Source organism: Colwellia hornerae (genome assembly GCF_007954355.1).
Lineage (GTDB): Bacteria > Pseudomonadota > Gammaproteobacteria > Enterobacterales > Alteromonadaceae > Colwellia_A > Colwellia_A hornerae.
Genome location: NZ_VOLR01000015.1, coordinates 1 through 22,295, shown reverse-complemented (window position 1 = coordinate 22,295; position 22,295 = coordinate 1). Strand labels below are relative to the sequence as shown.

The following is a 22,295-nucleotide window of genomic DNA, read 5'->3' as shown; positions in this document are numbered from 1 at the left end:
TATTTTCCGGGTAATTAGCTGGTGCAATGATGCAATCTTAAAATATGACCTTTAAGTGAGGGGATATTATACTTTTAAAACCTTGCAGCCCAAACTTTTGGCGAAATTAAATTTGGACCAACAATTAACGGTGTGTTTTCACTAGGCTATTAAACAGCTTATGACGTTACCTTACATTATTTATAAAAATTTCATTTGCATACCCAAACTAATGCGCTGTTGATGGCGGTCATAGTCGATAAGTGAATCACCATAACCATTAAAATACTGTATTAAAAAATCGTAACCTTCGGTCAATGAATAAGAGAGGTTTAGTTCGACACTACCTTTATTATCATTAAGTTTAAGGTTATTACGCAGCGCAGAGAAAAGGTTAAATTTACCTAACTGTGTACCAATACCAAATTCCATATGCCCTAAATAATCAGTAATATCTGGATTGTCATCGCCAATCACAGCAAGTGGCGTTTCTTTTTTATCTTCTGCGAGTCGATGCCAAGCTTTTATATAATAGAAAGCGTTTTCATCACTAAACACTAAGGAAGCAAAGACCCGGTTCCAGCTGCGCGATGAAAGGCCACTACGGCCATTAGATTGGTGGTTTATCCCGAATTGGATTTGATTGAATTCAAAGCCCAATATGCGGTTTTTCTGTTGCCAACTGTAAAATAATTCGGGTTCATAATTCGTTTCTCGAAAAGGTTTAGATGCCTCACTGTTGTATAATTGCCAATAAGATACCGCGGTAAAGCCAAAATAAAGACCTGATGCATCAGTCTTTGGCAAATAAATCGGAAATTTAATGCTGATTTGATATTTAGCTTCAACATTATCGACATTATCATTATTTAACTCTTCCACCGAACGGGTACCTGGCTTACTAATATAGGAGACGGGCAGTAGGTAGTTTAATCTATGTTGCGAGATAGAAAAGGGGTTAGCGGTTGTTTTTAAAAGCGCTTGTTCTCTTTTTTCTAAAATAGATTTTTCTTGTTTTACAACGATAATGGCTTCTTCAGCCATTAATAGTTGAGGTAAAAAAAGTATCATTAAGCACAATATTTTAGTAATAATTGTCGGTATCTGGAAGTTGTTCAAGTGTTATTTCTCATAAAAATTTAGTAGCGGATCGACTTTTCAACCAATGCCTGCAGACATTGCGATAATCGCTCGGTTTATTTTTCGTAATTCACTGTTTTGTTATTAAGTACTTAAACGGGGTGATTAAGTACATCGTTAACTAAAATTAATAATAGCCATAATAACAGGTAAATCCAATCGGGTCTGTCAAACTTCTTCGTAAAATAGTTTACCTGAGCAGCAAGGTGCTGCTTATTGGCCTTCTGCTCATCATTTAAATCGGGATAATTAAATCAAAATATAAGTCGCTGTCCCCAAAAAGATTAAGAATCCGACTGCATCAGTTATGGTTGTCAAAATAACCCCGCCAGCAATGGCTGGGTCTACACCCAATTTTTTCAATACAATCGGAATAAGGGCTCCTGAAAGTGTCCCCGTAAGGCTAACAACAAAAAGTGCCAGTGCAAAAACGCCCCCTAACTGCCAATCGTCATACCATAAAATAGTAATTAAAAAGACCACCGCAGCCCATAATATGCCATTAATAAAAGAGACTTTTAATTCGTGAAGCGTGAGCGAAACGATATTGGCACTACTGACTAAATCGCGCGCAATACCTCGAGTAACCACGGTTAGCGTTTGGCTACCGGTAACGCCCCCCATACTCGCCACGACCGGCATAAGTACCGCGAGTGCGACGAGTTGCTCTATTGATGCTTCAAAAAAGCCAATGACCCAAGCAGCGACAAAAGCGGTGATTAAATTGGTGCCTAGCCAAATAGCTCTATTTAAAGAAATATGAGAAACAGGGGCAAACATATCGAGCTCTTCATTAAGACCAGCAGAGGCCAATAAACGCTGCTCTGAGTTGTGCTTTAATACATCGATAACATCATCAACTGTTATTCGCCCCAACAAAAAATTATTTTCGTCAACAACCGGCGCTGATATTAAATCGTGATCTTCAAAGATTTGTGCAACCTGACTTGCCGATTGTAACGAGTCGATTAACGGCACGTCGTTTTTCATTACGTCGCCAACCGACAAGCTATTGTCCATTGAAACCAAATCACTAAGATATAAGGTACCTTGTACCTTGTTATTCCTGTCAACAACAACCAGTTGATCAAGTTGTTCGGGCAACATACCCTCTTTTTTTCTTAACTTACATAGATACCGATAAACCGCTTTAAGGCTAACGTCTTTTCTAACGGCTGTAGCGTCAACATCCATCATTCCGCCGGCGGTGTTATCAGGAAAAGAGGCTACTGTGCGGTAGCGCTCTTTTCGCTGACTGTCCATAGCCTCAACCATAGCGCTTACCACAGGTAGCGGTAAGTCTGCATCGATATCGGCTAATTCATCCATTTGCAGCGTCGACAAACATTTAAGTAAATCAGCTTCGCTAGTTTTTTTAATCAGAAATTGGCGCAGCTCGCGGTGTACCGACAGCAATACCTCACCCTTGCAATTAACGGGGATCAAGCTCCAAAAGTCATCACGATATTTATTGGGTAGCGACTCAAGTAATCGCCCCAACTTGGCAGGATGATATTTCTCTATTGAAATTAACAGTTCGTGATCGTTTTCTTGCTCTAATGAATGGGTTAATTGGCTAACAAGTTTGGTAAAAGTATTACTCATAGGATCTACTTATAATGGTCCATCGACTATTTATCGGAAAAGTTACAGGATAACGAGTGCTAGCAAGTCGCTTGGGCAGTAACTTAGTCGGAATCATCTTTTACATCAAGCCTTATTATCAAAGTAAACTCTGCCTTAAAAGCAGCAACGAGCTTGTAATAGGTCAAACGTTAATATTAGTAGCTTTAAGATAAGTCATGATAACTAGGCAAGTCTACGATTATTATGGTAATAAGGTTAATTTAGCTGGCTAAAATTATTGTTTAAAAAATATCATACAACACAAGAATTAGCGTATACACTGAGGCAAATATTTGCGCTAAACAAGGATCACAATGAAGCAACATATGCAGACATTCTGCTATTTATTATCAAAAAATGACGACAATGCCTTGCGCCAACATTATTTAGCCTCGGGAGAGTCTGAGAATATCGTTCAATTAGCTTATCTATTTCAACAAGGAATAAACGAGTCGGTTACCTTTGAATTTCATCAAAAACTGGCGACGACTTTAATAGCGAGCAAATGTTTCCCCAGTGCACTCATCGCACAGATTAAAACCAACGATACCTTAAGCTTCTTTACTCCGGGCTTACAGTTACAAGATAACTTTAAACAAACAGACCATCAACAGCGCAATGCTCTACATTATTTACTCGCTGGCAATAAAGTAGTTGCCAGTAAACCACCCTTTATTTATTTACGTTCAATGATGTTATTTGGCAGCAATGACACCTTACGTGATGCACTTTGCCAGCGTGACCACGCAAATTTAACCCCAATCGAAGTTTATTTATCCGCTAATCAAAATTTAAATTCACTACCAGCCCACGAACTCACCGCATTATTGGCCTTAATAGAAATTGAAAGTAAACAACAAACCTTAGCCACAATGAACTATTCACAGGTAATTAAAGCCGTTACTGAAATATGTCATCGTCAAAATAAGGGGATCAACAGTGAATTACAACGACTTATCTTGATCGCTATCTACTACAAAAAAGCCATTAACGATATCGTTAATGGCATCAGTTAAATTTTGGTAGCTATTATCACAGCGGTAATTGAAGTTTATTAGCCTGCAAAAATTTTTTGACGACTAATACCGTTGCCTGAGGATCTTCTTCGTGAGGTACGTGCCCTAATTCATCAAAGATAACTAATTGACTGTTGATAATATCTTTTTTAAATTTCATCGCAAGCTTGATAGGGATTAACTTATCTTTTCTTCCCCAAAGGATAAGCGTTGGCACATTTATTGTTGATATCTTTTTAGCTAAGTCTCCTGGTACCGTTTGCTTAAAGCGTTCTTTTAGCGCGTTACGATTTCCTTCACGAAGCGTCAAATCATAGTACCTGTCAACTAATTCACTGGTGACTAAGTCAGGATCTCCATAAACATTCTTAACGCTTCGTTCGACCAATGACTTAGGTAAAACGTTTTTTAATAACCGACTGGTTATTGGATTTTTAGACAGTTTAAAGGCTAATGGTAAAGATTCAGACTTAAAAGGATAGCCACTCGCGTCGACTAAAATCAATTGAGATACTCGTTCTGGATATAATACCGCGGTGGCCCAAGCTATATATCCGCCTAAAGAGTTGCCCGCTAATACACTTTTTTTGACCTTTAATTTATCTAAAACAGCGACAACAACGTCAGCATAATGCTCAATAGTATAATTATTTTGCGGATCCGGTCCTGTTAAACCAAAGGCTGGCAAATCAAAACGAATGACTCTGCGTTGCGCTTTTAATTCGTCAACCCAGCCATCCCAAGTATGAAGTGATGCACTAGTACCATGAATTAATACAATAGGCTCTTTATCAGATTTAGGGCCTTCGTCTCTTAAATGTATATTCATACCGGCAATTTGAATAAATTGTGACGGCTCACCTGCCCAGCGTGGGCTGAGTTCAGCAACAGACTTGTCAGGTGCTTGATTAACATAAAGGTAGCTAGCGAGTAAAACCATAGCTGTGAGCAATATATAGATACTAATTTTTAAAATTTTCAAGATGTTACGGACCTTTTTTGTCTATATTTTGCTATTCATTATATCTGAATATTTTTCTTTAAGTAAACAGCTACTATTAATAATCACCCAAGATAGTTACCTAAACTTTAGCCAACACGTGGAGATCAGTCGTCATTAAGCATAATCGTAAGTACCACCCGACTCTAGTGCTTTTTGATAGGCTGTTCGAGCTTGACAACGTTTTACAAAAGCAATGATCTCAGGGTAGTTTTTGTTAGCTTTGTTTCTTACAACCCATGCTTCTAATGGAAAACTCATTTGAAAATCAGCGCCTGATAGGCGCTCACCAGCAAACCACTGATTATTTTTTAAATGATTTTCAATAAAATCTAAGTTATTGGTAATATTTGGCCCAACATAGCCAGACATTATTTTTTTCATGATGCCTTTAGCAATAGGTTTAATAATAAATGGCATTGAGCCCTTCACTATTTTTTCAAAAATAAGTTTAAGTAATAACTGTGGCATCAAGGTGCCTTCAGCAAAATGCAACCAATAGAGGTACTGACGATACGCTTCACTTTTAGTTTCAGGTATAAAGCTGCTTTCGCCATAATTTTCTGCAAGGTACTCAATAATCGCTCCAGACTCTGCAACGGTAATGTCACCATCGGTGATAACCGGAGATTTCCCCAATGGATGTACTTTCTTTAGGCTGTCAGGCGCTAAATTTGTTTTTAGGTCACGCTCATAACGTTTAACTTCATAAGGAACGCCCAGCTCTTCTAAAGTCCAAAGCACCCGCTGCGACCGTGAATTATTAAGATGGTGTACAACAATCATAGTTTTCTCCATTAAGGTAAAAGGCTAAAGCCAACTATTGCTCTACAAGGGTTATCGTAATTTATTAGTGATGACCACATCAAATAGTGCAATAGTGCTAAGTAGATATTATTTTAGTAGCTTTCTTAACTAGCGTCGCATACGATTGAACCACATAATTATACTATCGGACTATTTTAATGCTTTGGACCTCCAGTGTTGTATTACGTCAAGATATCGACCAACACCAGCATAACCTCCATGAGTTTGTGGTTTGTTTAAAAGGGGCTGTAAGCATTACTATTAATGACGAAATACATCAGCTTTCAAGCGGACATTCTGTTTTTATTCCTGCTCAATATCAACATTCAATCACCACAGATAAAAAAATCGACACGAAATTACTGTTTGCATGTATTGCTCCCCCATCCTTTGATAGCTTATCAACTCCCGCTAACAGTCTCTATTTAAAGACCTTATCTAAAGGAGGATTTTTAACTAACAATATCAATTTAAACAGCCCGCATGGCACACAAGAAATGCAAAAAATTGCCAATGAACTCGAAAGACAGCCCAATTCCAGCTCGCCACTTAATACTTGTTTAAAAGAAAATTTATACTTGAGACTATTACTGATCCATATCAGTAGTACAGGCTACGAGCAGCAAACAAATGCTCAATCATCTTTGCGAATGACCAAGGCTCAAAATTGGATCAATAACAATTATACTATCGATATCACCCTGGATAAGGTGGCGAAGCAAGTTAACCTATCAAGAAGTCATTTTGCTCGGCAATTTCGTCAGCATACCGGTTTCAGTTTTATTGAATATCTTCTAAAACTGCGCTGTGATGCTGTTGCTAAAGACCTTGCAAGTTCCAATACAGATATAACCGAAATTGCTTTTGCCTCTGGTTTTAGCAACCTAAGTCATTTTTATCGCCATTTTAAACGCCGCTACGGGATAACTCCGGGTGCTTTTAGGTTGATGATTAGACATCAAGGCATCACACTTAGACCTTAGCCGACAGGCAAATATCCTCTTTATTGGCTCGGTTAAACGAAGCTAAAAAAGTATATTTCATTAAACCATGAGTCCTCTAAGCAAAATGGTAACTTGAAGATAATCAGCAAATAACATTTTTTATGTTTACACGTTTTTTCATCCAAGAAATGGTGTTCGTTATTTTTCGATGTATTTGGCGGTAATCGGCTTGATCACTAGCATGCAATTTTTGACCGAATATTTCAAAATACAAAATTTAATATTAAGGGAATTAGAACAGTGCGAAGATAGAACCTGGTTTTGCAACTAAAAATTTGTAGTAATGCAGCCATAACCAACTCGATGTTCTCATTGCTGATATAGTAAAATTCCGGTTAAGAAAAGCCAGGAACTGATCAAAATTTGCATGAGGAGCGGTTATCGATGAAAGGGAAAAGAACAAGTTTTGCTCAAAAGATATGGCGTAACCTTATACATCTTAGCCAATATTAAAACCAGTAACACGTCTCGACTTTATCGCGTCAAATATAGACAGATCACTGTTTTTATTACTGTGTGAGTAAGATGACTATCACTTAAATGGTGCTTTAGTCATAAGTATTAAATTTATTAAATTTAATAATAGCGGTTAATTCATCACCATATTCAGCACCCTTTTCAGAATATCGATCTAACTTTTTAACTAAAGAATAGGGATTATCGGTTTTTAGTCGTAACTGTCTAAACTTTTTAAAGGCGTCACTGCGACCAAGTGTTCGATAGTAACCTCTGACCGAGGCTTTAACACTAGGGTACCTTTTTAACCAAATGGTTTTATCACCCCGTTTTTTAAGTGCCGCGATTCTTGGTTCATCTTCATCAAATGACCAAACGCCAAAAATATTATTAGCCTGGTTAAAAAAACGCGATGTCGCCCAAGCACTTTCCATAGCCGCTTGTGCAATAGCTATACTTTTAGGATGGGGTTTAAGTGCCATTAACAGCTCGTTATCAGTTTTGGCCTTATATTCTATTTTGAGTTTTTCTATGATGTCGTTATCAGTACCCGACTTAAGTGATTCTGAAACATCGAGATATTGAAGCATAAGTTCATCATAAACTTCGTCTATTGCAGGGATAATTAAGTTTTTAAAGCGAGTCTTTTTCTCTTGCACAGTCATTTTTGGCAGAGTAGCCTCTTTCGCGCCATAGAAATAAATCGCTGTCGATAATAATATTAAAGGAATAAGTATAAATAATATTTTTGACTGAAACGCAGTTAATTTCATATAGAGCCTTGTAGTTAAGTATAAGTTGTTAAAGATAAAAAAAGCGGTTAACTTGCAGGAAGTATAGCATAGAAGACGCTAAATTTTAAAAGTTAACTTAGCTAGTTCAGTAGGTTTTCCTCACTAAACATTTACTTGTTTGATCCCCCCCTTTAAGTTCTTTTATTCGTCTATACTTATTTTACTCATTTATTTAATTACCCCATGAAAATATGCAGCTAAAACTTCTTTTATTAATGACCAGTTTGTTATTGTTTTTTCCCTCCTTCGCCCATCAAAAGATCACTATTGCCTTCGGCGATGCTCTTGCACCTTGGGTAATGCCAGAAACTAACGACGGCATAATCATCACCTTAATAAGAGAAGCCTTAGAGCCTGTTGGCTATGAAGTTGAAGCAATTTATTACCCATACGCTCGCCGGATAACATCGTTTAGAGTTAGGGATGTTGATGCGGCCTGCGATATGAACTTAAAAACAATGACCAAAGAAAACCTTACCGGTTTCTTATCTGATGAAGCTTATGCTTACGAAAATTTTGCCTTTGCCTTAAACAAGCATAATTATAAGTTTACTCACCTAAACGAGTTAGTTTCATATTCTTTAATGTCTTGGCAAGGCGCCAAAGTTCACTTGGGCGGAGAGTATGCGGCAATGGCTAACAAAAACCCGCTTTATCTAGAAAATCATGATCAAGAATTACAGGTTAAAATGTTATTTTTAGAGCGTTTTGATGTTATTCAGTTAGACCTACAAATATTTAAACATTACCGAGCTAAAATTGAAAAAGAAGGAAAAATAAATACCACTTTGTTCGTTGATAAGTTCCCACTATTTGGAGCAAGCCCTAATAATATTCTTTTCCATGATGAAAAAGTCAGAGATGCCTTTTACAAAGGTCTCAAAGAATTAAAAACAAATGGGCGTTATGAAAAAATTATCGCATCATATTCTTTAGAGCACTAGCTGGTGTTTCTAGAGGTCATAGCTTAGTCTTTTATGCTGTCGAACACTAAGAAAAAAGTGCGCTACTTTAATTAGTTACCCAGTCTTATCACAACCATCGAAATTTAACCGCGCATGAAGTATTTACTCGATTAAATATCGGCTTATTTCAAATTATAAAAGCCAGAAGATTAGTTACACAGCTACTTATGCTAGCTATTTAAGAAAAAATGACTGTGAATATAATTTGATCTTGACCAGAATATTAAGCTTAATGTAAAGTTAGAATAAATGAGTAGTTATCCCATCTTAACCATTACTCTTCTCAACTATTTTAAGGGCAACGCTATAGCGCAACCGTATTTTTGCGCGTAATAGCCACTAAAGTCTGGACTCAATGACTAAAATTAACAACATACAAGATGTCTCTTTTGGCAACCCTATCGGTACTTCTATCGGTAATGTAACAGCATATTCTAGCGACTATAATACCGCTGACCCAATAATCTATAAATCACGTAGTCACTTTAGAAGTTATGTCGATGACATTTACATGGGACATAAATGGCAATGTGTTGAATTTGCTCGTCGATGGCTTTACACCAACAAAGGTTATATTTTTAACGATGTCGCAATGGCTTACGAAATATTTAATTTACGCTCCGTTAGAGATGTAGTGAATAACGGCGAACTCGCATTAAATGCCTTTGAAAATGGTGCCAAAAGATTACCTGAAGTAGGCAGTTTACTGATTTGGGATGAAGGTGGAGAGTTTGACGAAACCGGTCACGTAGCCATTATTACCGCCGTATTTAACGATAAAGTCCATATCGCCGAACAAAACATGGCCTTTGCACCTTGGCCAAATGGGCAAAACTATTCGCGTGCAATAAAAGCAAAATTAGGTAGTAACGGCGACTACTGGCTGCACTGCCCTTCTAATGGTTCAACAATTTTGGGTTGGTTAATACAAACAGATGATGAAACTGATGCGCTAATTTCTCCTCTGCCAGACCCTATAGTATTTAATATTGAAGCTTGTACGGCGCCGGCGCAAAAAAAAGAAAATGCCCCTTGGTTAAATCTTGCTAATGACGATGAATATGCATTTTTTCAAATGATGGCTGGCCATAGATTGTCCTGTGATGATGCAAGCGCTTTACGCTATTACCGTATTTCTTCCCAAGCACATTTAGCACTCGAAACTGCCACCGATGAACTACATCAAATGTTTATGCATGCTACCGATTACGTACTTGAACACCCCGAGCTGTTGGAAAAATTTGGCTTACCAGAGAACCTAAATGAAAAAATTAAGCGCTCATGGTCTAACCGCGCTAATCAACTGGTAACAAGTCGTTTTGATTTTTCAATGTCTGAACATGGTTTGAAGGTCTATGAATATAATTGTGATTCTGCATCATGCTATATGGAAGTTGGCAAAGTACAAGGTAAATGGTTAAAGCATTTCCAAGTGAAAGGCGGCACTGATGCAGGCACAGCCTTATTTAGCCATTTAGTTAACGCTTGGCAAGCTCGTACTATCGACTCCGTCATCCATATATTACAAGATGATGATCCCGAAGAAACCTATCATGCCCTCTTTATGAAAAGCGCCATAGAAGCGGCGGGTCATCAATGTAAAATATTGGTGGGGATTGATTCATTAACTTGTAATGAAAATAATGAAATTGAAGATTCAGCGGGCATAAAAATCCAATGGATATGGAAAACATGGGCATGGGAAACGGCACTTGATGAAATCAGAAAAAACCCAGGTGATGTGTTCAATAAAGAGAAGCATGAAAGGCTGATAAAACCGAGCTTATCTGACGTACTGCTCAACGACAACATTATGGTTTTTGAGCCACTTTGGACACTTATTCCTAGCAACAAAGCGATTTTACCTGTGTTATGTATGCTATTTCCAAATCATCCTTATTTGTTAGATACCCGTTTTGAATTAACCGAGGAACTCATCCAAACAGGCTACGTAAGTAAGCCAATCGTCGGCCGCTGTGGCGCAAATATAAAAATAATAGATAAACACCAGCAAGTGCTTGCCGAAAAACAGGGTGATTTTGAGACAAGAGACCAAATATACCAAACATTGTTTCCGTTACCTTATGTCGATGGTAAATATGTGCAAGTTTGTACGTTTACCGCCAATGGTAATTATGCAGGGAGTGGCGTCAGAGTAGACTCATCAATGATTATAGATAAAGATAGTGATTGTTTGGCGCTACAATGCAAACATGATACATAAAATTGCTCATCTTGCGCTGACATGCAGTATGTTTACGCTTATTTCAACGCTATATAGGATTTAATTTTGCAACTATTAAACATATTAAAAAAAATAAAAAGCTTTTTGTTAACGGCATTTATTGGCGGAATAGTTATATTACTACCAGTAGTCATTGTATTTAAAGTCGCGTTTTGGCTATTAAATTCATTATCTATGGCCTTTGAACCGATATCTACTTTTTTGTCTACGCAACTTGTTAGCCATATTCCGTTAGCAGAAATACTCGCTTTTGCTGCCGTCTTTTTTAGCTGCTTTTTTATCGGCTTGTTGGTTCAAACAGCATGGGGACGCTATGTTCATGGTCAATTAGAACAACGCTTACTTGTCCCTATTCCAGGATACACCTTAGTCAGAGACCTAGTCAGTCAATTTAAAAATAAAGAAGGAGGTTCTTTTACTCGTCCAGTAATGTTGAAAGCATTCCAATCAGAGCAATTTGTTTTGGGATACATCACCGACGAATTAGAGGATCATTTTGCGGTATTTGTACCTACCAGCCCAAGCCCATTTAACGGTTTTGTTATTTTTGCTCCTAAAGCAGATGTTAAGCACATCGAAGGCAGTGCTAAGAGCGTGATGAATCTAATCGTCGGCTGCGGCGTCGGCTCAGCTAAAACGTTAACAAAAGATCATTTTAAAACACCTTAACTTTACTATGTGTAACCCGCCAAATTTACTAAGTAAAAAATCGACAATAATGATGTTTTACTGTGGCGCTAATACACATTTTGCGAGTTAATTGTGCAACTAACTCGTCATTACCATGGAATTTAATGACCAATGAATAAATTAGCAGTAGAAAAAGAACGGATTTGTAAAATCAGTTCTATCCTATATAGCGCCAGCCAACCGATTAGAATACTCACCCATTTAGAATGGAACAGAGATATTAAACGCCAATTCTTTGCAGATAAAGCTAAAGAGTTGCCTAAGGTTAGCTACCCTGCTTTTGATCCCGGTAAAACGTTAAGTTTAGTAACTGAAGCTCGAAGCTTGATGGGAAATTCAGACATAGATGAATGGTTAAAGCGTATTTCAACCAAACTTGAATATGGTGCTTTGATGATGGCATCGGTAGGCACTAAAAAGTTTTATCAATTTTCTGAAGCGCTTTACGGCAAACCTACTAACCCATTTACTGACGGTAAATCGACGCCTCTTGAATTAGCCAACATCTTTGATAAACAAATTAGTAGTTATGCCAGTTACAATTTTGGTTCTCCACCACCTATGTGTTATCTAGCCTCTGATATTGCTGAGCAAATGCAAGCAGCCGTGACTAAAATGTTCGGTGCAGACGCGCCTAAAGTTGAGGTGGTCGACGAATTATCCGCGAATGCGTTAGCAAACCCTAAGCTGATCCGCATCAGGAAAACAGCCTGTTTTACCGATCTTGACGCGCAACAATTAATTAATCATGAAGCCCATATCCATGTAGCCACCTCGATTAATGGCCTAAATCAGCCACACCTTAAAATATTAGCCGCTGGTCATCCTGGCACCACTAAAACACAAGAGGGTTTGGCAGTATTTTCTGAATATATTACTAATTCTATCGACTTGGATCGATTGCGCAGATTGGCCGATCGTATTATCGCTATACAAATGTCGATTGAAGGAGCCGATTTTTTAGACGTCTATAATTACTTTTTAGGTCGTATAGGGAATGAGTCACAAGCCTATGAAAATACTCGAAGAGTTTTCAGGGGTGGCGTTTTAACAGGTGGCGCGCCCTTTACTAAAGATGGCGTGTACTTAGAAGGACTTATTCGTGTGCATAATTTCTTAAAAGCTATCGCAGCTAATGGTAGAGCGGATTGTCTTAAATTATTATTTTGTGGAAAATTAGATATCGAAGACATTCCTGTTTTATACAAATTAGAGGAGATGGGGCTCTGTCAACCCGGTAAGTACTTACCACCATGGGTTGAAGATGCACGTTATTTATTAGCTTACTTAACTTGCTCCGAGTTTCTCAATAAAATGGATATGCCTAAAATCTATAGCCATTACGATGAGTTATTGCACAGCATTCCAAAAACCTTCAATTAGCGGCTATTATTCACTAATACCAACTAACTGCCATCAGCTTTAAATGCGATGGCAGCAAATACTTTTATTACAACAGCTCTATTTAAACCAACATTAACGGTCATCCTTATATTTTTCATAGACCTTTTCAAAGTTCTCTGGGTGCGCGGAAAAAGCGGCAAGCACTCTTGGATCAAAATGCTCTGGCATGGTTCTGCCATCACCTTCGATAATTATCTTTACTGACTTTTCGTGACTAAAAGCCGGCTTGTAAGAACGCTTTGAACGCAACGCATCATAGACATCACATAGTGCCATTATACGAGCAGATAATGGAATATCTTCACCAGAAAGGCCATTAGGATAGCCGGTTCCATCCCATCTTTCGTGGTGATTTAACGCGATTTCAGCGCCCATCTTGATAAAGGGAGAATCTCCCTTTTGCAGAATTTTTGCGCCAATGGCACTGTGCGTGTTCATGGTTTCACGCTCTTGCGGCGTAAAAGGCGTTTTTTTGAAAAGAATAGCATCCGATATACCAATCTTACCAATGTCGTGCATTGGGCTTGCATAAAACAACGCTTTATTCATTTTTTTACTCAGCCCAAGCAATCGTCCTAGCAGGTATGAATAGTGCGCAATTCGACGAACGTGTGCCCCAGTTTCCTCATCCTTGAATTCAGCCGCACTGACCATAGTCATGATAGTTTCCTTGTAAGCATTTTCAAGCTTAACCGTACGTTCCTTAACTTGGACTTCAAGTTTATTGTTGTAGCCTGAAAGGAGGTCGTTGTAATCTTTCAAGCGCAACATATTCCTGACCCGTAATATAATTTCAGCTCGATCGACTGGCTTTGTTAGAAAATCATCAGCGCCTACTTTTAGTGCCGTCAATTTAGCCGAATGATCATCTATCGAAGTCACCATAATAATAGGAATAAACATCGTTTCGGGATTATGTTTTAACCTACCTGCAACTCTATTGCCATTAAGCCCTGGCATCATAATATCGAGTAGTATTAAATCAGGTGGGTCTTGCTCAACACTTTTTAAAGCCTCTTCACCGCTGTTAACTGTCTTTATTAGATAGCCCTCGTATTCGAGCATCACCTTAAGGAGTTCTCGATTTAGATGTTCATCGTCAACAATAAGAATTTTTCTAGGACGATTATTCATGTCGGTTATCCTGTTAAGAGATTGAGGTTGTATTACATGTTTTTCAACTGCTGCCCACAATACTTTATAGCGTAATGGTTTAGAAATATAATCATCGCACCCCGCAGCTAAACAAAGTTCCTCATCTCCGCTCATTGCTAGGGCAGTTAAAGCAATGATGGGTATCGACTTTGTCTCAGGAGATGCCTTTAGCAATACGGCAGCTTCTAGACCCGACATTCCCGGGAGTTGCACATCCATTAGGATCAAGTCTGGCAATTCTGTTCGGCTTTTATGCAAGCCACTTTGCGCATCTTTAGCCTGAATAACACTATGACCCGCTTTCTCAACCAACAGAGTGGCGAGTTCCATGTTCATCGGGTTGTCTTCAACAATTAATATGCGAGCCATTTCATTTCTCCATGCTGCGTTATGTAAAGCTCACTAAACTCTAGTGCTAACTATCTATTATCATTTAACCATGCTGCTGAAAGTTTAAGATAGATTGATGATCACTTAAATGCTGAGTATATCAAAGGTATTTTGCTTAATTATCCTTCTTTAGCACTAAATTTATTAGTGCTAAAGCGTTTTTTCCACTGTGATAGCACCTGACAAGTCATGCTCCTCGACCAAGGTACTTGCCATGCATTGATCATTTATTATAGCTAATGGCTTAGCTGAAACAGAAACGTCCTTAGTACTAATATCACGCCATGGCAGCCAAACTTTAAAGCAAGAACCTTTATCTTCTGCGCTTGATACCGCCATAAAACCACCATGTAAACCAGCAAGTGCTTTCACCATAACTAAGCCCAACCCAGTACCACCATATTTACGAGATAGACTACTATCTATTTGAGTAAAAGGTTGAAAGAGCTTATTCAAGTCAGTATCAGAAATACCTATACCGGTATCATTTACCGTGATTTCTAAAAATTCATCAAAAGTGCCTTGAATACTATCAGCATCAGTAATTAATCGGGTTTTCCATGAGTTATTTTCGGTGTTCATGATGGCATCAGCGCGAACGACACGGCAACCAGAGAGCTTGATTTTCCCACCCTGTGGCGTAAACTTAACCGCATTAGAGAGCAAGTTGTAGATGATTTGCTTAAGTTTGCGCCCATCGCATTGCATAAAGCCTAAGTCTTCTTGTACATCTACTATCAATTCAATTTCTCGTGACAGCGCTTTCTCTTTTACCATCGAGGTACAGTCATGCAGTAAGCTGGCCAACTGAAATGTTTCTATATCGAGAATCATTTTGCCGGCTTCTACTTTCGACAGATCAAGTACATCGTTGATCAGCGAAAGCAAATGCTGACCGCTCTCAAAGATATTACCAATATATTTACTTTGCTGTTCACTAAGATCACCTACTAAGCCATCCCTAAGTACTTCTGAAAAACCTATAATAGCATTAAGTGGCGTACGTAATTCATGTGACATACTAGCAAGAAATTCACTTTTCATTTGACTGGCGTGACGTAAGGCTTCACTTTCAGCACGAAGTTGTTCCGTTTGTCGCTGCTCACTAATGTCGCGCATGACCTGGGCGAAGCCAATCACTTTATTATTTGTGGCATGTATTGCTGTGATAACCGTATTTGCCCAAAAGCGTGTGCCATTTTTACGAATTTGCCAGCCATTTATCTCGAAACGACCCAATTCTCTAGCCACATTGAGTTCTTTTTGTGGCTGACCCGCAGTTATTTCGTCATGCGGATATAAACAAGAGAAAAATTGTCCAAAGACATCAACAAATGCATAACCGGTGATATATTCAGCCCCCTTGTTCCATGAGCTAATACGGCCATCGGGCTCAAGCATTATAATGGCATAATCACGTACGCTAGTAACCAGGAGTCTCAACGACTCTTCACTCTTTTTTAATTCTTTATCAGCTTTTAACCGGGCGAGTTCTACGGCAGAAGTTCGTCGAACGTACAACCAAGTGGCTAGGGACACTACTGAGAATAATATCCCACCCATCCAAAGTAGCTGTCGAGCACGTCTGTAAATTGGCGCGTAGACTTCGTCTTCATCAACTTTTGCTACCATGCCCCAGTCCATTCTAGGGATCTGCGCCAAATAAGAGATTACCGGTACATTTTGATAATCTACGCCATAAAAGAAGCCTGTTTTACCATTTACAGCATTTGTACCTGGGATATCTTCTTGGTTGAGCGGGATGCTCATGCTGAGTGACAAATCCTTCTTACGGAGCACTTCATTAAGGTATAAGGCCTCACCACCATCTCTGCGCACTAGCAAAGTTTCTGCGCTCAACCGACCAACCGGCCAAGCATCAAGCATAGGAAAGAGAAATTGCTCTGGATGAATACGAAAGTAAAGTACACCAATAATCTGACGCCCTTCTTGGCTTTCAAAAAACAAAGGAACAAGCATAGCCATTTTTAACTTCTTTTTCTGTCCTAGGTTAATCTCGCCCAGTATCATTTGTTTACTTTGAATAACGTCCATGACCTGCTGTTGTATAGACTCATCGGGTTGATTAATTATATTAGGGTTAGTCGATAATATTACCAGCCCATTTAGATCAAGCAGCGTTAAGGCAGCATATTTGTTACTGTCCTGAATGGCTTTTAAACGATGTAATATATTATGACGATTAATATCATATGGAGCACCGCCGCGCTGCCAACTTTCCAGCATATAGGTCAGATAATAATCTTCGCTCATAATTAGTGCATCACGTTCAAGTCCGTCAAGCCAATAGTCAATTCTCTCAACCTTCAGGTTAGCGATGCTAGCAAGGTTGTCTTCGCTACGTTCAAGAATGATATTTTTCTGGTATTGAAATATTAACAGTCCGCACATGGTAACGGACAAAGCAAAGACAATAAGCAAGGAAAATGGTTTAACTGCAGGGTGTGATAATAGCGGGGAAAATTTCATAAGGTTATTCCGTCTTTTTGACAGAATATTGAGTACTAACAGGTTTACAAATAAAAGCTCTTATGACGTTTATTCCTGATATGAATGGTAATATTTAACTGTTAAGTCCATGTACCTAACATCAATTTAGTATGGCTTTTTATGTGTTAATAGCAAGGTTTTTTGTACACTAAATATCGGTGTAAGCATTTATTTTCAAACAGAATAATATGAAAAAATATAATGTGGCAGAAAGTAGGTCCAAAGCCCTTCCATCAGCAAAGTATTATGTTGAGTGGCTGTGGCAATCATGCGGTTAACTTCATCTGCATTCATGGCAAAAGGTTTTTCACATAAGACCTCGATGCCCTGCTCTAAACACAACAGCGTATTTTCTTTATGCTGTGAGTGTGGTGTTGCAATGTAAACCGCATCAACATTTGCATTATTTGCTAACGCTTCATAGCTACAGTAGGCTTTTGTCGCTTGATATTTTTCTGCAAAATCATCGGCTTTTTGTTGTGTTCTTGAAGCAACGGCATAAAGTTCAGCATCATTAACCGCGAACAAATCTGTCGCAAATTTATTTGCTATATTGCCTAAACCAATAATTCCCCAACGTATATGTCTTTTTTTAGTGATTTCATTGACGGTTAACCAAGGTAAAAGAGAGAAGATGTCTATTTTTTTTGATATGTCATCTCCTAAGATACTATTTTTTCTTGAAATATTTTTACTGTATCTCTGACTTTGTCCTTATTAATAGGCTTAACCAAATAATCATCCATACCGGCAGATAAACATTTTTCTTCATCTCCAAGCATCGCATTAGCGGTCATGGCAACAATAGGAATGGCTTGATAACGAGAACCCGCAACACCTTGCCTAATTAAGGTTGTTGCTTGGTAACCATCCATTTCAGGCATTTGACAATCCATAAAAATAAAAGTAAACGGGTGGTTATCTTCGCTTGCTTTAAGCTTTTCAATGGCATCTTTACCATTTATGGCAATAACACATTGCGCTATCCCTATTTTTTTTAATACCGCCATAGCTACCATTTGATTAATACGATTATCTTCTACCAGTAGTAACTTAACACCTTGCGTCCAACCTGAATCAGCATCAGATAATGTTATCATCTCAGATGGATTCACATCGCTGGTGATCTGTGTGTCAGGCGCATCTAATATAGCATTTAATGCTCGGTGCAAATCAGAGGTAATAACAGGTTTAGGGAAAAATCCATTAATACCACTTTGAGTACTATCAGCTAAATCATGCTGAATACTCATGAGCGTCATAAACATTATTTTTATATTTTTATACGCTGGATTTAAACGTACAGTTTTTACAAATGCTATAGCGCCTACCTCAGAGAACTGCTGATTGATAATCAATAAATCATAGTGCGGGCTTTGCGTTTGTTTATTAAGTAAAGACAGCGCAGGTTGAAGACTTGTTATTATATCTGCCTCAAGTTTCCAGAAAACTAATTGTCGTTTTATGACCTCAGCACAGGAGTGATTTTGTTCTATTATTAGCACGCGTTTACCTTGCAACGCTTTTACCGGTAAAGACAACAACGAATCAGATGACTTTTCTAGTAATAAATCACAGCTAAAGATACTACCTTCACCTTCATTACTTTCTACCTTAACGCTGCCTTGCATACATAAACAAAGCTTTTTGACAATAGCGAGACCAAGCCCCGTGCCACCATATTGCCGTGTAGTTGAAGCATCAACTTGGCTGAATACTTCAAATAAGCCTTGCTGCTTCTGTTTTGATATACCTATGCCAGTATCAGATATTGCAGCAATAATGCACCAATGAGTAGTAGAGTAGTCTTGTTGGCTAATACGAATAACCACCTCACCTTGTTGAGTGAATTTAATCGCATTGGCTAATAAATTTGTTAATATTTGACGAATACGATTAGAGTCGCCCACCACAAGTGACTCTTCAACATCAACAAGGTCAACGATCAATTCTAAGCCTTTTTGCTGTGCTTGTTGGGCAAAAGACTCAGCTAAGTTACCAATCATGTCACGTAAATTAAAACTGACATTTTCAAGTTCTAATTTATTTGCATCTATTTTTGAAAAGTCTAAAATATCGTTAATTAAAGACAATAGCGACTGGGCACTTTGCTGGGCAATACCTATTCGATGATTTTGTTCTTGGTTTAATGGTGAATCTTTGACTAAATCAAGCATGCCAATCACACCATTCATTGGTGTTCTTATTTCGTGGCTCATACTGGCAAAAAATTCATTTTTAGCCGTTACTGCTATTTCTGCTTGCTCTTTAGCGATGATAAGTGCTGTTTCATTCTCAACTCGTGCGGTAACGTCATAGTTAACACCTATCATTGAAATAGGCTTTTTATCACTATCATAGCTAACAATCGCCGCTGCTTTAATATACTTAACTTGACCATTAGTCCATATAATTCGAAATTGAATATCGAATTTTACTTTCCCTTCAATTGCTTGACGAAGATGAGTATTTGTTCGCTCTATATCATCAGGGTGTAAGCGTTTCTCCCAAGTTTCAGAGCCCCCTAAAAACTGATCAGCGGGGACACCGTACAACTTGAACATCCAGTCGTCCCACTTTAATTCATCGGTAACAAGATCGAGTTCCCAAATACCTATACCAGCAGAATCTGCCGCTAATGTCATACGTTGGTTGTGTTTAGCAATTTTCTGTTGGGCCATCATTTTATTAGTTATATCTTGAAACGAGCCATACAAGCGCACACATTGTCCATTGACAAACTCAGAGCGACCTCGAGCAGACACCCAAACTTCATTACCTTTGGCGGTGGTCAACTGCAGATCTCGCTCGTAAGGGCTACCATCTTCAATGCTTTTTTTCACTAACACTTGAATTGTTTCTCTACTTTCACCTTCTTTGTAAAAATTTATCGCCTTTGATAATTCTGGTTGATAATCATTAGGTACTTCATGAATTTTTTTAGTCATGTTTGACCAATAAAGACTATTGTTTACTAAATCAACCTCCCAAACACCAATACGAGCTTGTTGCGCCATTTGCTCCATTAATGATTTTTGCCCTGATAAGGTATCTTTATGCTTAACACGCGTGAGTTCTGCACTTATCCAATGGGAGAATAATTGAATTAATTCTAATTCCCGATTGGTGAATGGCTTAGCTGACGGCTTTGCGCCAGAAAAGTTTAACGTGCCAAACTGTTTACCATCAACAACAAGTGGCACACCAATATAGCTTTCAACACCACAAGCTTGATAACACGGGTGATCTTTTAATTGACTATCACCCGCTTGATGAAAAGCAATGGGCTTATCTACTTTCAAGGTATGCAAACAATAAGTGTTCCCTAATTCAAATATATCACCGGGATTAATTTCGTTGTTAGGGGTATGACAATACAAAACCCGGTATTCTTGCTGATGTATTTCACTGATCAACGCGAGCGGTAAATTGAATATTTTTTTACCGAGTTCTAGTATATTTTGAATTTTATTTTTTAAGGTTTTATCTATATCAGACGTTATTTTATGCAGCTGATTGAGTGTTAATTCAGTTTGCTTAATGTCACTTATATCATTCTGAATAACAATGAAAGATTCTAATTTATTCTCATTGCTTATGAGTGGCACTATAGTGGTACTTAGCCACAGCTCTCGCCCACCTTTAATCTTATTAATTGATTCGCCATGCCAGTAATCGTTAACAATAGAGTGTTTAAATATATCTTTAAAGTTTTGTTGAGTATAACTAGTTCCACAAATTTCAAAAACACTATGCCCTATAATGTCTTCTTCTTGGTAACAATAGAAGTCAAGAAAACGTTGATTAACTTCCGTTAGAGTACCTTTGTCATTCTTACTAACCCGATAGACAATAGCATGCTTATTTATGGCAAGCGTTAGCTCAGCACTCTTCTGCTTTGAAAGTGAAAGTTCATGGTGATAATTACTAATGAGACGCTGTAAAGGTCGAAAAACAAACAAACTAATCGCAATCAATAATGCCATGCTGGCTAACCATAAAACCACTTCGAGTATTTCAATATTAACGATACGCTGCTTGGAATGTTCTTCCATTTTTGTCACGACTAAGTCAAGAGAAACAAGTACACTTTCGATTAAATCTTGATTGAATTTTTGTGTAACAATCGTTTTAGCACTATTTTTATCTTGGCTCTGACTAAGCTCAATAGCACTTTCAGCGTAGCGATTAACTTGCCTATTAAGCTCGATGGGTGCGTTAAAATATAACGCATATATTTCCCTTGGCATGCTGTTAGATTTATTAATCGCTAGGTTTGTTAAAAGCGTATGGTTAGTCGAAAATAATTTGATCGTATCGAGTAAGTTCTCGATCAGTTTTTCGTCTACTTCAGCAAGGGTTACATTGTGATAGTGCTGGAAACCAAGGTAAGCGATTTTTTGTGACAGCATTCTCTGGTTGCCCGCCAGATTAATTGTTTCAGCATCTTTATCTTGTTGATTAAATAATAAGACTAAACTTAAAAATGAGAGGCTAATTAAAATAGCAATTAAAGATATCGCCAATAAATTACGACGTTTAATTTTCTGTTGTAGCTTTTGCATATTAGCCATATTATTTTGTTTACCACCCTTTAGGGGATCCTGATGCTATTTCAACGATAAAAAGACTAACTCGAAGGTAACGAAATAGTCTAAGCCATTAATTAATTGTGAAATATTATAAAGATTTCTCAGTATATACACTAAATTAGCACGATTAAAAGATTAAATAAAATAATCGATAACTGATTAAAAAAGTTACCCAACTTACTATGATTAATATACTGATAATAGAAAAAGAAAAAATAATAATTAATCTGGAGCCGCTAGCAAAACATTGACGTTAGCTAAGAGCCTGTAACAGATTTTGTGTAACTGCCCGTTTTAAATAAAGTCCTTTAAGCGGTCTTCGAATTCAATCATAAATCGATTCAAGGCCGTTTTCCAGTTTCTTATCGGCATCGTCCATTTCTTGGATGCCGCCTCTATCGCTAGATAAACCACTTTTCTCGCTGAATCATCAGACGGAAATAGCTTACGTTTCTTAATCGCCTTTCGAATCACACTGTTCAGTGACTCTATCGCATTCGTTGTATAGATGGCCTTGCGAA

General features: G+C 38.0%; 16 protein-coding genes. 6 read left to right on the top strand and 10 right to left on the bottom strand.

All coding sequences use genetic code 11. The annotated features are described in order from the left end of the window. Positions 1-180: 180 nt before the first annotated feature. The gene (locus tag ESZ26_RS11675) at positions 181-1,050 is read right to left on the bottom strand and encodes a phospholipase A (RefSeq protein ID WP_146799693.1); all 870 of its coding nucleotides are present in this window, start codon (positions 1,048-1,050) and stop codon (positions 181-183) included. A gap of 318 nt (positions 1,051-1,368) precedes the next feature. Continuing rightward, positions 1,369-2,724 carry a magnesium transporter gene (gene mgtE / locus ESZ26_RS11670; RefSeq protein WP_146799692.1) on the bottom strand — a complete coding sequence of 452 codons (1,356 nt, stop codon included), beginning with the start codon at positions 2,722-2,724 and terminating at the stop codon, positions 1,369-1,371. Positions 2,725-3,059: 335 nt separating this feature from the next. Between mgtE and ESZ26_RS11665 the strand changes: the two genes are divergently transcribed. Beyond that, the gene (locus ESZ26_RS11665) at positions 3,060-3,761 is read left to right on the top strand and encodes a hypothetical protein (protein ID WP_146799691.1); all 702 of its coding nucleotides are present in this window, start codon (positions 3,060-3,062) and stop codon (positions 3,759-3,761) included. 16 nt (positions 3,762-3,777) lie between these two features. Here the strand turns inward: ESZ26_RS11665 and ESZ26_RS11660 are convergent, their stop codons facing one another. Then, positions 3,778-4,743 carry an alpha/beta fold hydrolase gene (locus ESZ26_RS11660; protein ID WP_223271727.1) on the bottom strand — a complete coding sequence of 322 codons (966 nt, stop codon included), beginning with the start codon at positions 4,741-4,743 and terminating at the stop codon, positions 3,778-3,780. A 135-nt stretch (positions 4,744-4,878) separates the two neighbouring features. After that, complete coding sequence (locus ESZ26_RS11655; RefSeq protein WP_146799690.1) at positions 4,879-5,547, bottom strand: glutathione S-transferase family protein; 669 nt, start codon at positions 5,545-5,547, stop codon at positions 4,879-4,881. 179 nt (positions 5,548-5,726) lie between these two features. Here ESZ26_RS11655 and ESZ26_RS11650 point away from each other — a divergent pair, with 179 nt between their 5' ends. Beyond that, positions 5,727-6,551, top strand: a complete 825-nt coding sequence (locus tag ESZ26_RS11650) for an AraC family transcriptional regulator (protein WP_146799689.1) — start codon at positions 5,727-5,729, stop codon at positions 6,549-6,551. Positions 6,552-7,120: 569 nt separating this feature from the next. Here ESZ26_RS11650 and ESZ26_RS11645 read toward each other — a convergent pair. Further along, positions 7,121-7,801 carry a glucosaminidase domain-containing protein gene (locus ESZ26_RS11645; protein ID WP_146799688.1) on the bottom strand — a complete coding sequence of 227 codons (681 nt, stop codon included), beginning with the start codon at positions 7,799-7,801 and terminating at the stop codon, positions 7,121-7,123. 212 nt (positions 7,802-8,013) lie between these two features. Between ESZ26_RS11645 and ESZ26_RS11640 the strand changes: the two genes are divergently transcribed. From ESZ26_RS11640 to ESZ26_RS11625, 4 genes are all read left to right on the top strand, one after another. Next, the gene (locus tag ESZ26_RS11640; protein WP_146799687.1) at positions 8,014-8,766 is read left to right on the top strand and encodes a substrate-binding periplasmic protein; all 753 of its coding nucleotides are present in this window, start codon (positions 8,014-8,016) and stop codon (positions 8,764-8,766) included. Between the two features lie 376 nt (positions 8,767-9,142). Continuing rightward, positions 9,143-11,011 (top strand): glutathionylspermidine synthase family protein, encoded by a 1,869-nt coding sequence (locus tag ESZ26_RS11635; RefSeq protein ID WP_146799686.1) that lies wholly within the window; start codon positions 9,143-9,145, stop codon positions 11,009-11,011. A 66-nt stretch (positions 11,012-11,077) separates the two neighbouring features. Then, positions 11,078-11,701, top strand: coding sequence for a DUF502 domain-containing protein (locus ESZ26_RS11630; RefSeq protein WP_146799685.1), 624 nt, complete (start codon positions 11,078-11,080; stop codon positions 11,699-11,701). A gap of 132 nt (positions 11,702-11,833) precedes the next feature. Further along, positions 11,834-13,105, top strand: coding sequence for a peptidase MATCAP family protein (locus ESZ26_RS11625; RefSeq protein ID WP_146799684.1), 1,272 nt, complete (start codon positions 11,834-11,836; stop codon positions 13,103-13,105). A 93-nt stretch (positions 13,106-13,198) separates the two neighbouring features. On the opposite strand, the gene ESZ26_RS11620 is transcribed toward ESZ26_RS11625, so the two are convergent. The 5 genes from ESZ26_RS11620 to ESZ26_RS11600 form a co-directional block, all read right to left on the bottom strand. Then, a complete protein-coding gene (locus ESZ26_RS11620) occupies positions 13,199-14,650 on the bottom strand; it encodes a response regulator (RefSeq protein ID WP_146799683.1) in 1,452 nt (483 codons plus the stop codon). A gap of 171 nt (positions 14,651-14,821) precedes the next feature. Then, on the bottom strand, positions 14,822-17,161 hold the full coding sequence (locus tag ESZ26_RS11615) for an ATP-binding protein (RefSeq protein ID WP_146799682.1): 2,340 nt from the start codon (positions 17,159-17,161) through the stop codon (positions 14,822-14,824). A gap of 195 nt (positions 17,162-17,356) precedes the next feature. Continuing rightward, positions 17,357-17,752 (bottom strand): Gfo/Idh/MocA family protein, encoded by a 396-nt coding sequence (locus ESZ26_RS11610; RefSeq protein ID WP_262984204.1) that lies wholly within the window; start codon positions 17,750-17,752, stop codon positions 17,357-17,359. Between the two features lie 92 nt (positions 17,753-17,844). Further along, positions 17,845-21,756: a response regulator gene (locus tag ESZ26_RS11605; RefSeq protein WP_146799680.1), complete on the bottom strand. Its 3,912-nt coding sequence runs from the start codon at positions 21,754-21,756 to the stop codon at positions 17,845-17,847. A gap of 312 nt (positions 21,757-22,068) precedes the next feature. Beyond that, positions 22,069-22,295 (bottom strand): transposase (locus ESZ26_RS11600; RefSeq protein ID WP_146799679.1); only part of this gene is annotated, 227 nt, incomplete at its 5' end.